The organism is Methylobacterium sp. B4, assembly GCF_003201865.1.
GTDB lineage: Bacteria > Pseudomonadota > Alphaproteobacteria > Rhizobiales > Beijerinckiaceae > Methylobacterium.
Map to the genome: position 1 here is coordinate 1 of NZ_QJJJ01000027.1, position 16,126 is coordinate 16,126.

General features: G+C 71.4%; 8 protein-coding genes. 6 read left to right on the plus strand and 2 right to left on the minus strand.

Going from position 1 to position 16,126, the window contains the following annotated elements; genetic code table 11:
• The first annotated feature begins 289 nt into the window (after positions 1 to 289).
• The 6 genes from hpnA to BY998_RS21055 all read left to right on the plus strand — a co-directional run bounded on the left by hpnA (position 290) and on the right by BY998_RS21055 (position 7,213).
• The gene (gene hpnA, locus BY998_RS21030; RefSeq protein WP_110353654.1) at positions 290 to 1,315 is read left to right on the plus strand and encodes a hopanoid-associated sugar epimerase; all 1,026 of its coding nucleotides are present in this window, start codon (positions 290 to 292) and stop codon (positions 1,313 to 1,315) included.
• Positions 1,312 to 2,211: a squalene synthase HpnC gene (hpnC, locus tag BY998_RS21035; protein WP_110353655.1), complete on the plus strand. Its 900-nt coding sequence runs from the start codon at positions 1,312 to 1,314 to the stop codon at positions 2,209 to 2,211. The genes hpnA and hpnC overlap by 4 nt, the downstream gene beginning before the upstream one ends.
• The gene (hpnD, locus tag BY998_RS21040; protein WP_110353656.1) at positions 2,208 to 3,059 is read left to right on the plus strand and encodes a presqualene diphosphate synthase HpnD; all 852 of its coding nucleotides are present in this window, start codon (positions 2,208 to 2,210) and stop codon (positions 3,057 to 3,059) included. The genes hpnC and hpnD overlap by 4 nt, the downstream gene beginning before the upstream one ends.
• The gene (gene hpnE, locus BY998_RS21045) at positions 3,059 to 4,360 is read left to right on the plus strand and encodes a hydroxysqualene dehydroxylase HpnE (RefSeq protein ID WP_110353657.1); all 1,302 of its coding nucleotides are present in this window, start codon (positions 3,059 to 3,061) and stop codon (positions 4,358 to 4,360) included. Before hpnD ends, hpnE begins: the two co-directional genes overlap by 1 nt.
• Before the next feature lie 44 nt (positions 4,361 to 4,404).
• A complete protein-coding gene (shc, locus tag BY998_RS21050; RefSeq protein ID WP_110353658.1) occupies positions 4,405 to 6,408 on the plus strand; it encodes a squalene--hopene cyclase in 2,004 nt (667 codons plus the stop codon).
• A gap of 133 nt (positions 6,409 to 6,541) precedes the next feature.
• Complete coding sequence (locus BY998_RS21055; RefSeq protein WP_110353659.1) at positions 6,542 to 7,213, plus strand: spermidine synthase; 672 nt, start codon at positions 6,542 to 6,544, stop codon at positions 7,211 to 7,213.
• Positions 7,214 to 7,232: 19 nt separating this feature from the next.
• Here BY998_RS21055 and BY998_RS21060 read toward each other — a convergent pair whose 3' ends face one another.
• Both BY998_RS21060 and BY998_RS21065 read right to left on the minus strand, forming a co-directional pair.
• Positions 7,233 to 8,609: an aminotransferase class I/II-fold pyridoxal phosphate-dependent enzyme gene (locus BY998_RS21060; protein ID WP_110353660.1), complete on the minus strand. Its 1,377-nt coding sequence runs from the start codon at positions 8,607 to 8,609 to the stop codon at positions 7,233 to 7,235.
• The gene (locus tag BY998_RS21065; protein ID WP_110353661.1) at positions 8,606 to 16,012 is read right to left on the minus strand and encodes a type I polyketide synthase; all 7,407 of its coding nucleotides are present in this window, start codon (positions 16,010 to 16,012) and stop codon (positions 8,606 to 8,608) included. The genes BY998_RS21060 and BY998_RS21065 overlap by 4 nt, the downstream gene beginning before the upstream one ends.
• Positions 16,013 to 16,126: the final 114 nt, after the last annotated feature.

Below are 16,126 nucleotides of genomic sequence, written 5' to 3' on the forward strand. Positions count from 1 at the left end.
GCTACCAGGACCACGACAAGCCGGAGAAGATGTACGCCGAGGCCGGGCTCGACGCCGAGGGCATCCTCAAGGCCGTCCGAGCCGCATTGCCGGAGCAGAAGGGCGGCCGGACCAGCCACCTGCGGCTGGCCTGAGCCCGCTCGGCGCGGTGCTTGCCGCACCGCGCCATCGATGAGACAAGCGCCGCGCCGTCCCTTGCCCGTGAATCGGTGCGGGGACGGCGGCGGCGTTCCCGTTCGCCTTCGGCCCGGCTTTCCGCCGTGGGGCCGAGGCTTCCCGAGCGAGCACGATGACAGAGCCGACCCAAAGCGGCCCGTTTCCGGCGGGGCCCGTGCTGATCACCGGCGCCAGCGGCTTCCTGGGCGCTGCCCTGGTCGATGTCTTCCGCGCCGCGGGCTTTGCCGTGCGCATCTCGGTGCGCGCCTCCTCGCCCCGCACCAACCTGATCTGGCCCGATGTCGAGATCGTCGAGGCCGACATGCGCGACCGCGCGGCGGTGGCGAGCGCGATGCGCGGCCAGCGCTACCTCGTCCACGCGGCGGCCGATTACCGGCTCTGGGCGCCGGACATGGAGGAGATCGTCCGCACCAACCGCGACGGCACGCGCATCCTGATGGAGGAGGCGCTCAAGGCCGGCGTGGAGCGGATCGTCTATACGTCGAGCGTCGCGACCATCAAGCCGCACGACGACGGCACGCCCGCCGACGAGACCCGGCCGCTGACCCCGGAGACCGCCATCGGCGCCTACAAGCGCAGCAAGGTCGTGGCCGAGCGCGTGGTCGATGAGATGGTGGCGCGTGACGGCCTGCCCGCCGTCATCGTGAACCCCTCGACGCCGATCGGCCCGCGCGACGTGAAGCCGACGCCGACCGGCCGCATCATCCTCGACGCGGCCCAGGGAAAAATCCCGGCCTTCGTCGATACCGGCCTCAACCTCGCCCATGTCGACGACGTGGCCGCCGGCCACTTGCTGGCCCTGCGCAAGGGCCGGATCGGCGAGCACTACATCCTCGGCGGCGAGGACGTGATGCTGGCGCAGATGCTCGCCGACATCGCCGCCATCGTCGGCCGCAAGGCGCCGACGACGCGGTTGCCCTACGCGGTGATCTACCCGATCGCCTTTCTCTCCGAGCAGATCGCCCGGGTGACCGGCAAGGCGCCGCTCGCCACCATCGACGGCGTGCGCATGTCGAAGTACCGGATGTTCTTCTCCGACGCCAAGGCGCGGGCGGAACTCGGCTATTCCGCGCGGCCCTATCGCCAGGGACTGGAGGATGCCATCGCGTGGTTCCGTCAGGCGGGGTACATGAAATGAGCGCCGCGCTTCAGACCGCGACCGATGCCCGCACGGGCAAGGGCCAGCACGACGAGAACTTCCCCGTCGCCTCGCACCTGATCCATCCGCGCTACCGCGGCGCGATCCTCGCCTTCTACAACTACGTGCGGGCGGGCGACGACGTCGCCGACCACACGGGGCTTTCACCTGAGCGCAAGATCGAGATGCTCGACGGGCTCGCCGACGCGCTCACCGGCAAGGGCGGCTCCGACCCTTCCGTCGAGCCGCTCAAGCGAGAACTCGCGGCCCACCAGCAGCCGCCGACCCACGCGCTCGAACTGCTAGACGCCTTCCGCATGGATGCGCGCAAGTCCCGCTACGCGGATTGGGACGAGCTGATCCATTACTGCCGCTACTCGGCCATGCCCGTCGGGCGCTTCCTGCTCGACGTGCACGGCGAGGATCCGACGCGCGTCTACCGGACCTCCGACGCGATCTGCGCCGCGCTCCAAGTGCTCAACCACCTCCAGGATTGCGGCAAGGATTTTCGCAATCTCGACCGGGTCTACATCCCCCTCGACGTCCTGCAAAAGCACGGCGCCGATGTCGCGATGCTGGGCGCCGAGCGGGCGAGTCCGCAGCTGCGCGCGGTGATCCGGGAACTGGCCGAGCGCACGCTGGGGCTGCTCGAAGAGGGGGCGCCGCTCCCCAACCAGATCGACGACTTCCGCCTGAGCCTGGAGATCGCCGCGATCCATCGGCTCGCCGTCGTGCTGACCAAGGGCCTGCTGACCCGCGATCCGCTCTCGGAAAAGGTCCATCACGGCAAGGCCGCCTTCGCGCTCACCGCGCTCGGCGGCATCGCCGCCACGCTGGTGCGCCGCCCGTTCCGGTCGCGTGCGCCCCGTCCCGCCCCCGCCGGAGCCGGCCGATGAGCGCCACCGCCACGCCCCTCTCGGGTGAAACCTCCGAGGCGCCCGCCCTGCCGGCCGCCGGCTCGTCCTTCTACACGGCGATGCGCCTGCTCCCGAAGGAGCGGCGCGAGGCGATGTACGCGGTCTACGCCTTCTGCCGCTCGGTCGACGACGTCGCCGATGACGGCGGTGCGCGGGAGGTCCGCGCGGCCGAGCTCGACCGCTGGCGGGCCGATATCGACGCCCTCTATGCCGGCAACCCGCCGCCGCGGGTGAAGCCGCTCGAGGAGCCGATGCGCCGCTTCGACCTCAAGCGCGACGACTTCCAGGCGGTTATCGACGGCATGGCGATGGATGCCGAAGAGGACATCGTCGCGCCGTCCGAGGCCAAGCTCGACCTCTATTGCGACCGGGTGGCGAGCGCCGTCGGGCGGCTCTCCGTGCGCATCTTCGGCATGCCGGAGGCGGACGGCATCCGGCTCGCGTGGCACCAGGGCCGGGCGCTCCAGCTCACCAACATCCTGCGCGACATCGACGAGGACGCGGAGCGCGGGCGGCTCTACCTGCCGATGGAGAAGTTCCACAAAGTCGGGCTGATGAACCCGACGCCGCAGAGCGCCCTGGCGCATCCGCGCCTCGGCGAGGTCTGCTCCGCGGTCGCGGCGGAGGCGCAGGAGCATTACTGCCAGACCTGGGCGATCATCGCGCGCAGCCCCCGCCGTGCCACCAAGGCGGCCCGCCTGATGGCGGCGGCCTACCGGCTCTATCTCGATGCGGTGGTCGAGCGCGGCTGGGCGCCTCCCCGGGCGCGGGTGAAGCCGGGCAAGCTCTCCCTCCTTCGCGTCGCTCTGCGCCACGGGATCTTCTGATGTCGGGTACGGTTCACGTCGTCGGCGCCGGGCTCGCCGGCCTCTCGGCCGCCGCGTCGCTGGCGGAAGCGGGCAACCGCGTCGTCCTGCACGAGGCCGCCAAGCAGGCGGGCGGGCGCTGCCGCTCCTATTTCGACCCCTCGCTCGGGCTCACCATCGACAACGGCAACCACCTGCTCCTGTCGGGCAACCGCTCGTCCCTCGACTTCATGCGCCTCATCGGCGCGCCGGACGACGCCCTGACCGGCCCCGAGGAAGCCGCCTTCGACTTCGCCGACCTGAAGAGCGGCGAGCGCTGGACCCTGCGCCCGAATCCCGGCCGGCTACCCTGGTGGGTGCTGCGGGCGGGCCGCCGGGTGCCGGGTACCCGGGCCCGGGACTACCTCGCGCCGCTCTCGCTGATGATGGCCGCTTCCGGCAACAAGCCGGGCCAGAGCGGTACGATCGGCGAGCGGATGTCCTGCGAGGGTCCGCTCTACGAGCGGCTCTGGCACCCGGTGCTGCTTGCCGCCCTCAACACCGACCCGCGCGAGAGCGATGTCGGGCTCGCCGCCACCATTCTGCGCGAGACGCTGGGCGCGGGCGGACGCGCCTGCCGACCGCTCGTGGCCGTGCAGGGCCTCTCCACCGCCTTCGTCGATCCGGCCCTGCGCTATCTCGAAGAAAGAGGCGCGCAAATCCGCTACGGCCGCCGCCTGCGGGCCGTGGCTCTCGGGCAGGGCCGGATCGAGCGCCTCGACTTCACCGACGAGCCGACCGAGATCGGTCCCGACGATGCCGTCGTGCTGGCCCTGCCGCCGTGGGTGACGACCGACCTGCTGCCGGGCACGCCCGCACCGCAGACCTTCCGCTCCATCGTCAACGCGCATTTCGCCGTGCGGCCGCCCGAGGGCGCGCCGCTGCTGCTCGGCGTCGTAGGCGGTCTGACCGAGTGGCTGTTCGCCTATCCCGATCGCTTCTCGGTCACCATCAGCGGCGCGGACCACCTCCTGGACGAGAGCCGCGAGGATCTGGCCCGCCGGATCTGGGGCGAGATCGCCGAACTCAACGGACTTGCACGGGAATTGCCTAACTGGCAGATCGTCAAGGAAAAGCGGGCGACCTTCGCGGCGACGCCCGAGGAGGCCGCGCGCCGTTCCGGCGCCGCGACGCGCTACCGCAATCTCGTTCTCGCGGGCGATTGGACGGAGACGGGGCTGCCCTCGACCATCGAGGGCGCGATCCGATCCGGGACGATCGCCGCGCAAGCCCTGTTCCGTACCGGGATGTGCGGTCGGGCACAGGCACAGGGAGTCGCTTGAAGGATATGACGCAGGCATCGAGACAGTCGACGGAGGCGAGAACGATGCGAGAGGCGGCCGCGAGCAAGGTCGAGACGCTGCAGCGTCCCAGGACCCGCGACGTATCCCTCGTCGATGTCGAGCGCGGCGTGCAGAGCGCCACCCGCGCGCTCACCGAGATGACGCAGGCCGACGGTCATATCTGCTTCGAGCTGGAAGCCGACGCGACCATCCCGTCCGAGTACATCCTGTTCCACCAGTTCCGCGCGACCGAGCCGCGGCCGGGGCTGGAAGCCAAGATCGGGAACTACCTGCGTCGCACGCAGTCGAAGGTGCATGGCGGCTGGGCGCTCGTGCATGACGGCCCGTTCGACATGAGCGCGACGGTGAAGGCTTACTTCGCCCTCAAGATGATCGGCGACGACATCGAGGCGGCGCATATGCGTACCGCCCGCAAGGCGATCCTGCAGCGGGGCGGCGCGGCCAATTCCAACGTGTTCACCCGTATCCTGCTCGCCCTCTACGGCGAGGTGCCGTGGACGGCCGTGCCGGTGATGCCCGTGGAGGTGATGCACCTGCCGAAGTGGTTCCCGTTCCACCTCGACAAGGTGTCCTACTGGGCGCGCTGCACCATGGTGCCGCTCTTCGTGCTCCAGGCCAAAAAGCCACGGGCGATCAACCCGCGCGGTGTCGGGGTCGCCGAACTGTTCGTCACGCCGCCCGAATCGGTGCGGACCTGGGCGGCCTCCCCGCACGCGACTTGGCCGTGGACGCCGATCTTCGGCGCGATCGACCGGGTGCTCCAGAAGACGCAGGATCACTTCCCGAAGGTGCCGCGCCAGCGCGCCATCGACAAGGCGGTCGCCTGGGTCTCCGAGCGCCTGAACGGCGAGGACGGCCTCGGCGCCATCTTCCCGGCCATGGTCAACTCGGTGCTGATGTACGAGGTGCTGGGCTATCCCGCGGACCATCCGCAGGTGAAGATCGCCTGCGAGGCCATCGAGAAGCTCGTGGCCGAGAAGGAGGACGAAGCCTACGTCCAGCCCTGCCTCTCGCCGGTCTGGGACACGGCGCTGACCAGCCACGCCATGCTGGAAGCGGGCGGCGATCAGGCCGAGGCCAATGCCCGGGCCGGCCTCGACTGGCTCAAGCCCCTCCAGATCCTCGACATCAAGGGTGACTGGGCGGCCACCAAGCCCGACGTGCGCCCCGGCGGCTGGGCCTTCCAGTACGCCAACCCGCACTATCCCGATCTCGACGACACCGCCGTGGTGGTGATGGCGATGGACCGGGCGCAGCGTCAGCACGGGCTGGTGAGCGGCATGCCCGACTACACCACCGCGATCGCCCGCGCCCGCGAGTGGGTCGAGGGCCTGCAGAGCGCCGATGGCGGCTGGGCGGCGTTCGATGCCGACAACAACCATCACTACCTCAACCACATCCCGTTCTCGGATCACGGGGCGTTGCTCGACCCGCCGACCGCGGACGTGACCGCCCGCGTCGTCTCGATGCTGTCCCAGCTCGGCGAGACCCGCGAGACCAGCCGGGCGCTCGACCGCGGCGTCACCTACCTGCTCAACGACCAGGAGAAGGACGGGAGCTGGTTCGGCCGCTGGGGCATGAACTTCATCTACGGCACGTGGTCGGTGCTCTGCGCGCTCAACGCGGCGGGCGTCGATCCGCAGAGCCCCGAAATCCGCAAGTCGGTGGCGTGGCTCATCCGCATCCAGAACCCGGATGGCGGCTGGGGCGAGGACGCCTCCTCCTACAAGCTCAACCCCGAGTTCGAGCCGGGCTACTCGACGGCCTCGCAGACGGCCTGGGCGCTGCTCGCCCTCATGGCGGCCGGCGAGGTGGACGATCCGGCGGTCGCCCGCGGCGTCAACTACCTGCTGCGCACGCAGGGCCAGGACGGGCTCTGGAGCGAGGAGCGCTACACCGCCACGGGCTTCCCGCGCGTGTTCTATCTCCGCTACCACGGCTACCCGAAGTTCTTCCCGCTCTGGGCGATGGCCCGCTTCCGCAACCTGAAGCAGGGCAACAGCCGGCAGGTGCAGTTCGGGATGTGATCGTTTGGGGCACCCGCTCCAAATGTGAGACGGGCGGCGCGGGAGCATCCCGCGCCGTTTTCGTTTTGCCGAGGCGTCAGCCGCCTCCCGTGCATCGTCCCCTACCCTCCGACACGAGCCCCCGAGTCCGCCATTGATCCCCTGGGAGCATCTCGACACCGCCCCGATTCCCGGTGAGGCGGGCACGTTGCGCCTGATGCGCCGGGGCAGGGAGTTCTCGATCCAGCTCGACCGCAACGAGTTGATGAACAGCCGCCTCAGCGGCTCGGAAGAGGCGCTGGCCCGCCTGTCCGCCGAGCGGATCGCGGGTGAGCCGGCGCCGCGGGTGCTGGTCGGCGGCTACGGCATGGGCTTCACCCTGCGCGCCGCCCTGGCTTGCCTGCCGGCGACGGCGCAGGTGACGGTCGCCGAGATCGTGCCGGCGGTGCTGGCCTGGGCCCGCGGTCCGATGGCGGAATTGACCGGCGGCAGCCTGGACGACCCGCGCGTCACGATCCGCGAGGCGGATGTCGCCGCGGTGATTCGCGAACGGCCGGGCGCCTGGGATGCGATCCTGCTCGACGTGGACAACGGCCCCGACGGCCTCACCCGCGCCGCCAACGACCGTCTCTACGACGCCGCCGGCCTCGGTGCCGCCCGCGCCGCCCTCCGCCCCCGGGGCGTGCTGGCGGTCTGGTCGGCCCATCCCGACACGGCCTTCACCCGTCGCCTCGGGCAGGCGGGATTTGCGGTCGAGGAGGTGGCGACCCGGGCGCGCGGCAAGCGCGGGGCGCGGCACGTGATCTGGCTGGCCGGGCGGCGGTGAGCCGCCCGGCGTTTCGACCTCACGCCCCCCGGCGGGCCATCAGCTGCTCGATCAGGGTGGCGCCCGTCTCCAGGGCGGCCAGTTCCTCGACCACCACCGCCACCGTCTGCGCGATCTGCTCCGGCGTGTGCTCGGAGGTCATGAAGAAGCGCAGGCGCGAGGAGCGCTCCGGCACCGCCGGGTGGATGATCGGCTGTACGTTGATGCCGCGCTTGAACAGCCGGTCCGAGAGCGTCACGGCCTTGAGCGAATCGCCGATGATGATCGGGATCACGGCGAGGCCCAGGCTCGTGCCGGTGTTGAGGCCGTGCTTCTTGGCCAGGGCCAGAAACTGGTGGCCGTTGCGGCGCAGGCGCTCCACCCGCTCGGGCTCGGCCTGCATCACCGAGAGCGCGGCCTCGGCCGCCGCGGCGAGCGGCGGGGACATGCCGACGCTGTAGACGAAGCCGCCCGCGGTGCATTTCAGGTACTCGACCAGCGCCGAGGGACCGCAGATGTAGCCGCCGCACGAGGAGAGCGTCTTCGAGAGCGTGCCCATCCAGATGTCGACGTCGGACGCATCGACCCCGCAATGCTCGTGCAGGCCTGCGCCGGTACGGCCCAGCACGCCGAGGCCGTGGGCGTCGTCCACCATCAGCCAGCAATCGAAGCGGCGCTTCAATTCGACGAAGGCGGCCAGATCCGGCGCGTCGCCGTCCATGCTGTAGAGGCCCTCGACCACGATCAGCGCCCGGCGATGCTCATGGCGCGTCGCCTCCAACAGCTTTTCGAGGGCGGCTGGGTCGTTGTGGGCGAAGGAGCGGCGCTGCGCGCCGGAGAGCTGGGCGCCCGTCACCACGCTGTTGTGGATCAGCGCGTCGTGGAAGATCACGTCCGGCGCTTCCAGGATGGCGCCGATGGCGGTGACGTTGGTGGCGTGCCCGCTGACCAGGACCACGCAGGCATCCGTGCCGTAATGGGCGGCCAGCGCCCGCTCCAGCTTGAGGTGCCCGGGCCGCTCGCCCGCCACGATCCGGCTCGCCGAGGCCGAGGTCCCGAAAGCCTCGATCGCCTTGCGCGCCGCCCCGCTCACCGCCGGGTGCCCGTTGAGGCCGAGGTAATCGTAGGACGAGTAGTTCGAATAGGCCTGTCCCTCGATGCGGGTGTTGGCGCCCGCGCGGGTCTCATGCACCCGGAAGAACGGGTTGCCGAGGCCGATGAGGTCGGCGGCCGAGCGCTGCAGGCGCAGCTCTCGGTAACCAGTCAGCTTCTCGAAATCCTGGATCGACTCCCCGGCCGCTCCCTTGTCCTCCAGCGGCGCGGGGCCGGCAGGCCGCGCGTTGGCGCGGCCGAGCCGGTTGGTGACGAAGCTCGCGAGCGCGGCCCGCCCGTCCTGCGGGCGTGACGGCTGGGTCATGGCAAGATCTCTTTGATGTCCGCGACGTTCTTCTCGACGAGTTCGTTGAACGGCGTCAGCGTGGCGGCGTCGAGGTCGCCGACATGCTTGGTGGCGAGGCTGAGCGTGACGCCCGCCGCCTCGTCCACCGGCGCCGCCACCGCCTGGATCAGGGTCTCGGTCAGCTCGTTGACGGTGAGCCCCGAGGAGATGCCGGCGGGCGGCGCGTCGAGGGCGAAACGCTCCTGAAGGCTCGCCCCCAGCTCCACGCCCATCAGTGAATCGAGGCCGATCTCCGAGAGCTGGCGCACGCGGCTGATGTCGTCCTTGGGCAGGCGCAGGATGCGGGCGATGTCCTCGACGATGGCGTCCGACACGGTCTTGCGGACCGTGTCGATGTCCGCGGAGCGCAGCAGCGCGCCGATATTGATGGCGGCCACCGTGCCGGATTCGGCCTGCTGATCGGTGCCGAGGCTGCCGTAGCTCGGCGAGCGCAGCGTGGCGAGGCGCTCCCGCGCCTTGCCCCAGTGCATGGCGGCGATGGCGATCACGCCCTCGTCGCTCGCACCGCCCTGGCTCTCCAGCGCCTCGGCCATCAGGTCGAGGCAGAGGCGGGCCTCCATCGGCGTCACGCCGACGCGGGAGGCCAGCGTCTCCATCACCGCCTTGTTGCGGGCGAGCACGCCGACATCGCCGATGGCGCCCCAGGCGACCGCGAGCGCGGGCAGGCCGAGGCGGCGGCGCTGGCGGGCCAGCCCCTCCATGAAGCCGTTGGCGGCGACGTAGGAGCCCTGGCCGGGATTGCCGATGAAGGTCGTGGCCGAGGAGAACAGCACGAAGTAGTCGAGCTTTCGCCCACGCGTCGCGGCGTCCAAGTGCCCCGCGCCGATCACCTTGGGGGCGATCACCGCTTCCAGCGTCTTCGGCTCGATCGCGTTGATCAGCCCGTCCTGCAGCACCATGGCGCCGTGGATCACGCCCGCGAGCCGGTTGCCCGCGGTCTCGATGCCGTCGATCAGCGTCTCGACCGCGCGGCGGCTGGTGATGTCGCAGGCCTTGGTCTCGACCGTCACGCCGCGAGCGGCGAGCTCGGCGATGACCGCGCGGCCCTCCTCGCTCGGCTTGCCCGAACGGCCGACGAGCACGATGCGCTTGGCACCGCGATCGGCCAGCCAGCGCGCCGCCTCCATGCCGAAGCCGCCGAGACCGCCGGTGACGAGGTGGACACCCCGCTCGGCCACCACGAAGGGCTGGCGCTTGACCCGCGCCACGGAGCCGGGAGCCGGCGGCGTGACGACGATCTTACCGACATGTCCCGACTGCTGCATGAGCCGGAAGGCGTCCGAGGTCTCGTCTGCGGCGAACGGCTGGTAGGGAAGCGGGCGCAGGCCCCCTTCGGCGAAGAGCGCCATCACCTCGCGGAACATCCGCGCGCCGTCCTCGCCCTGGTGCTGGAGCACCTGATCGAGATCGACACCGAAATACGAGAGGTTCCGGCGGAAGGGCCGCAGGCCGATATGGGTGTTGGCGACGTAGTCGCGCTTGCCCAGCTCGACGAAGCGTCCGAACGGCCGCAGGCAGTTGAGCGAGCGCTCCATCATCTCGCCGAACAGCGAGTTGAGCACCACGTCGACGCCGTCGCCGGTGATGCGGCGGACATCGTCCACGAAGGCGAGCGAGCGCGAATCGAGCACGTGCTCGGCGCCGAGCGAGGCCACCAGCGCGCGCTTCTCCCGCGAGCCGGCGGTGGCGATGACCCGCGCACCCTTCCACTTGGCGATCTGGAGCGCCGCGAGGCCGACGCCGCCCGCGCCGCCATGGACCAGCAGCCACTCGCCCTTGCGCAGACGGGCGCAGGTGCAGAGCGCGTAATAGGCGGTGAGGAACGCCACCGGCACGGTGGCGGCGGCGGCCGGATCGAGCCCCGCCGGCATCGGCGCGACGACCATCTCGGGCACCACGACGTGGGTGGCGAAGCCCGACTGGGCGAAGGCGACGACCGCGTCACCCACCGCGAAGTCGACCACGCCGGCGCCGATGGCGGTGACGCGGCCGGAGACTTCGAGACCGAGGCGAGGCCCGGCGAAGCCGTCCTCCAGAATCTCCTCCGGGAGCATCGAGAGCGCCCAGAGCACGTCGCGGAAGTTCAGGCCGGTGGCCGCCACCGCGATCTCGACCTCGCCGGGACCGGGGGCAGCGCGCTCGGCCGGCCCCCAGACCATCTCGTTGAGGCCGCCCGTGTTGGAGCGCTCCAGCCGCGCGGCCGGGGCCGCCTCGCCGGCCGAATTCGCGGCGCGGCCGGGATGGAAGCGCACGACGCGGGTGGCGTCGGCGTCGAGTACGATCTCGGTCTCCTCGGTGCCCGACAGGATCAGGGCGCGCAGCCGCTCGGCCGCGTCCTTCGAGGAGAGGGCCGGCGCGAGGTCGATCCGGCGGACATCGAGATTGGCCGTCTCGTTGGCGAGCGTGCGGCTGAAGGCCCAGACGCCGGCCTCGACCGCGGCCGCCTCGCCGCCCGCGTCGCGGGTGGCGCCGGGGGCGACGACCCAGAGCCGGGTCTGGCGGCTGCCGAGATGCTCGGCGCAGCGCTTCAGGCTGAGGCAGCGGTCGCGCAGCCGCGTCGCCGCCTCGCCCTCGCCGGCGAAGGCGCCGGCCAGGAACACCACGGTGTCGGGCGTCTCGCGCTCCAGTTCGAGCAGCGACTGCTCGGAGTCGAGGATGATCGAGACGTGGACGCCGCTGGCCACCAGCAGGGTCGCGAGCGACGAGGCGGTTTCGGCACCGAAATCGTCGTCGGAGCCGACCACGAAGGCGAAGCTCTGGCCGTGGCCGAGGGCCGGACGGACCGGGGCTTCGGCCACGAGGAGCAGATCGTCGCCGTTGACGGAGACGGCACGGTCGGCCGAGACCCGCACCAGCCCCGAGGCGCTGAGGCGGCGCTGCCAGCCCGTTACGTCGTCGAGGCGCGAGACCGGTATGCCGGCGACCGCCTCCTCGAACCAGTCCGGCGCCAAGCCGAAGACGAGGTCGCGGAACAGCGAGGCGCCCGGCTCGACGGCGACCAGCAGCCCGCCCGAGGCCAAAGCCGCGGAGAGCTGTCCCGGTAGGGCCTTTTCGGAACGGTGCAGCACGTCGCTGGCCAGGACGAGGTCGAAGGACGCGGCGGGCAGAGCCTCGCCGGCCTCGGCCACGGTGACCGAGCCCGGCAGGGCGAGGCGGGCGCGCTCGGCCAGCCGCCGGTCGGTCTCCAAGACGGTCAGGCGGGCATCGGCCTCGCGGGCGAGCGAAGCGGCGCGGGCCGAGAGCGGCCCGAAGCCGACCTGGAGGATGCGCAGGGCGCGATCCTGCGGCAGGCGCTCGCGGCTCCCGGCGACGATCCGGGCGATCACCTCGGCGGAGGCGCGGGCCGTGGCGCCGCGCAGGTGGAAGGCGTCGAGCGCGGCCGGCGGCAGGCTCGCCGCGGTCACGGCCTCGCCCGCCACGATCCGCCCGACCAGCGCGGTGGTGTCGGCGAGCAGCACCAGTTCGGCGGCCAGTTCCGGATGGTCGGCCGCGATCCAGCGCATGGTCTCTTCGGGCGCGGGCAGGGTCACGTCCCGGCGCAGGCGCCAGGTTCCCTTCTCCAGCGTCGCGAGTCCGCTGCTCTCCAGGGCGTAGAGGGCGTTGACGGCCCAGGCGTGCAGCGCCTCGGGCAGGCGGCCGTCGAGGATCACCTTCCCCTTCTCGGACAGGCCCTCAGCCAGCCGGTAGGCGAGCGCCGTGGCCCAGCCCTCCAGGAGCAGGTGACCCGGTCCGAGATCGGCCGTGTCCGGCGCGGTCACGGCGGCAAGGCTCGGACGCACGCGCTCGGCCACGCTCCGGCGCCGCTCTAGCGGCAGGGCGGTCGGCTCGGTGGCGCGCTCGACCCCTTGGGTGATGGCGTAGGCGTCGAGATCGCTGCCGCCCTTGACGCGCAGGGCCTGGAAGCGACCCTCGCGGATCGTGGCGACGACCTCGCCCTCGGCATCGGTCAGGGTGAAGTCGGCCAGGATCGAGCGCTCGTTGCAGCGCCGGGTGCGGATCTCGGCCCGCGCGATGGCGGCACCGGGGCGCAGCAGGCGCACTTCGCCGAAGCGCACCGGCACGTAGGCCTTGGTGGCGCCCTCGCCCATCAGCTCGGCGAAGAGCAGGATCAGGCCGTGGAAGCAGGAATCGAGGCGCGCGGGCACGAGGCCGTAGCGGGCGTCGGCCTCGGCCGGGATCAGCTCGGAGACGATAGTGGTTTCGTCGATGCGGGCCGAGGCCGCGACCTGACGGAAGTTCTCGCCGAAGCCGAGACCGGAGGCGAGCGCCCGGCGGTAGAGCCCTTCCCCCGAGATCGCGTGCTCGGCCGGCACCGTTAGGTCGCGGCGGGCCGGCGCGGGGAAGTCGCCCTCGATGATCTTGGCCGACGCGTGCAGCTGCCACGGCGTCGGGGTCAGGCGCGGACGGCTGAGGATCTGGATCTGGTTGCCGGAGCCGGACAGGCGCACCAGCACCTCGCGCAGGGATTCCTCGGCGAACACCATCGGCGAGAGAATCTCGACGTCGGAGAGCGTGACGTTCTCCGCCCGCAGCGCCTGGCGGGCGACGTGCAGCGCCATCTCGACGAAGGCCGCGCCGGGCAGGATCACCTGTCCGTCGATGCGGTGGTCGTCGAGCTCGGGCACCAGGGCGGCGTCGAGATGGCCGTGCCATTCGAGCCCATCGGGCGCGAGCCGGGTTCCGGCGAGCGGATGGTAGGGACGCGGCGCGGCGCCGGCCCCCTCGGTCGTCTCGGCGAGGCGGAACGGCCGGCGCTGCCAGGGGTAGTGCGGCAGGGCGACGGCACCGGCAGGGTCGGCGCCGAACACCGCCGTCTCATCGACCGCGGCACCCGCGACCAGGGCGGCAGCGACCGCCTTGGCGATCGGATCGCGTCCGACGAGCTTGCGGTGCAGCACGCCGACCGAGGACACCTCGATGGCGAGCGGTTCGATGGCGTCGCCGATATGGGGCAGCAGGGTCGCGCGCGGGCCGACCTCGACGAAGACGCGGGCGCCCTGGCGAGTCGCCTCCTGCAGCGCCTCGCAGAAGCGCACCGGCTCGCGGATGTTGCGCCACCAGTAGCCGGCACCGAAGCGGGCGCCGGGCAGCACCGTGCCGGTCACCGTGGAGACCATGGCGGTGTGGCCGGCGGCAGGCTTCAATCCGTCGAGGTCGCGCAGGAGCGGACGCTCGGTCGGGTCCATCAGGCGGCCGTGGAAGGGGTATTCGAGGTCGAGCTTGCGTCCGCGACGGCGCTTGCGGGCGAGCGCCTTCATCGCGGCCTCGATATCCGCCTCGGGGCCGGCGACCGTGATCGCCTTGGGGCTGTTGTAGGCGGCGATGTCGAGGGTCGGGTAGTCGGCGAGGAAGGCCTCCATCTCCTCGACCGGCCCGAGCAGCACGGCCATGGTGCCGAAGCCGCGGGTCGATTCCTGGTGCTTGCTGCGGAAGAAGATCACCCGCACCGCCTGGTCGAGGCTCAGGTTTCCGGCGGCCTCCGCCGCGGCGATCTCGCCGACGCTGTGGCCGAGCACGAACCGGGGCTTGAGGCCCCGGGCGCGCAGGGCCGCGGTCGAGGCGCTCTGGATCGCGAAGATCAGCGGCTGCGAGACCCGGGTGAGCGAGAGGCGCGCGTCGAGATCCTCGGCGAACATCGCCTCCTTCAGCGACCAGCCGGAGAGCTTCTCGAACAGCCCGTCGACCTGATCGAAGCGGGCGCAGAAGATCGCATTCTCCTCATAGGCCTCGCGGCCCATGCCGACCCACTGGCTGCCGTTGCCGGAATAGACGAAGGCGACCTCGGCGTTGCGCTCGACGGCAGTGCCGACCACCGCCGCATCGCTCTCCTCGCCCTCGGCCAAGGCGCGGAGGGCGGCCGGCACGTCGGTGGCGGGGGTCAGCGGCAGGGCCAGCCGCGCGGAGAGACGCTCGCGGCGGTGGAACGCGGCGGCCGCGACGCGGGCGGCCTCCTCCGGGGCGGCATCTTCGAGGCGGGCGGCGTAATCGAGGGCGAGATCGTTCAGGGCAGCGCGGCTCTGGGCCGAGAGCAGCAGGATTTCCGGCGCGCGACCGGCGTCCTTGGCCGCGGCGACCGGAGCCGGGTCGGTCAGCACGACGTGGGCGTTGGTGCCGCCGAAGCCGAAGGAGTTCACGCCGGCGAAGCGCTCGGTGCCGTCGCGGGGGAGCGCCAGCGGCGCGCGGTTGACCGCGAGCTTCAGCGCCTCGAACGGAATCTCGGGGTTCAGCTCGGCCGCGTGCAGCGAGGGCGGCAGCAGGTCGTGCTCGAGGGCGAGGCTGGCCTTGAGGAGGCCCGCGAGGCCCGAGGTCGGCTCGGTATGGCCGATATTGGTCTTGATCGAACCGATCGGCAGCGGCGCCTGGCGCGGCTTGCCGAGCTTGCCGCCGATGGCGCTGGCCTCGATCGGATCGCCGACCGGGGTGCCGGTGCCGTGCGCCTCGACGAAGGCGATCCGGTCGAGGTCGATCTCGGCGTCGCGGTAGACCTGCTCCAAGAGCGCGCCCTGGGCATGGCCGGAGGGTAGCGAGATGCCGGTGGTGCGGCCGTCCGAGTTGACGCCGCTCGCCGCGATCACACCGCGCACCGTCCGTCCGCTGCGGGCGGCGGCCTCGGCCGATTGCAGGATCAGGACGACGCCGCCCTCGGCGCGCACGTAACCGTCGGCGCTGGACGAGAAGGCCTGGCACAGGCCGGTGCGCGAGAGCATCTGCGCGTTGGAGAAGGAGATGAAGTTGAAGGGGCTCGCCAGGATGTTGGCGCCCGCCACCACGGCGGTGTCGACCTGACCCGCCTCGATCGCCGCGATCGCCGCGTTGAGCGCGACCAGCGAGGACGAGCAGGCCGTGTCGAGGGTGAAGCTCGGGCCCTTCAGGTCGTAGATGTAGGAGATGCGGTTGGAGATGATCGAGAGCGTGTTGCCGGTGGCGGCGTAGGCGTCGCCCGAGGACGGATCGAGGATGCGCAGGTTGCCGTAATCGAGCACCGAGGCGCCGACGAACACGCCAATATGGCTGCCCGCGACCGCGGAGGGGCGCAGGCCCGCATCCTCGAACGCTTCCCAGGTCAGCTCCAGCAGCATGCGCTGCTGCGGGTCCATCTGCTCGGCCTCGCGCGGCGAGATGCCGAACACGCCCGGATCGAACGACCAGATCTCGTCGAGCACGCCCGCCGCCCAGGTGTAGCTCTTGCCCCGCTCCTGCGCCCGCGGATGGCCGTAGGCCTGCAGCGACCAACGATCCTCGGGGATGCGCGAGACGGCGCAGCGCGCCTCGGTCAGGAGCTGCCAGAGGCCTTCGACGTTGGAGGCGCCGGGCAGACGGCAGGCGCGGCCGACGATCGCGATATCTTTGCGGTGAGTCACGTCGATCCGTTTATGCTCGTGAAGCAGGGACCGGGCCTCGGCCGGTGAAGGGCGACTTCACCGAAACCCAGAACGTTTCGCAAACCGTCCGTTGTGTCGCAGCCGCCCTGAGAC

Excerpts from the sequence above, each read along its gene's own strand:
- shc (WP_110353658.1), top strand. The coding sequence starts at position 4,405 with ATGCGAGAGGCGGCCGCGAGCAAGGTCGAGACGCTGCAGCGTCCCAGG.
- hpnD (WP_110353656.1), top strand. The coding sequence starts at position 2,208 with ATGAGCGCCACCGCCACGCCCCTCTCGGGTGAAACCTCCGAGGCGCCC.
- hpnA (WP_110353654.1), top strand. The coding sequence starts at position 290 with ATGACAGAGCCGACCCAAAGCGGCCCGTTTCCGGCGGGGCCCGTGCTG.
- BY998_RS21060 (WP_110353660.1), bottom strand. The coding sequence starts at position 8,609 with ATGACCCAGCCGTCACGCCCGCAGGACGGGCGGGCCGCGCTCGCGAGC.
- hpnC (WP_110353655.1), top strand. The coding sequence starts at position 1,312 with ATGAGCGCCGCGCTTCAGACCGCGACCGATGCCCGCACGGGCAAGGGC.
- hpnE (WP_110353657.1), top strand. The coding sequence starts at position 3,059 with ATGTCGGGTACGGTTCACGTCGTCGGCGCCGGGCTCGCCGGCCTCTCG.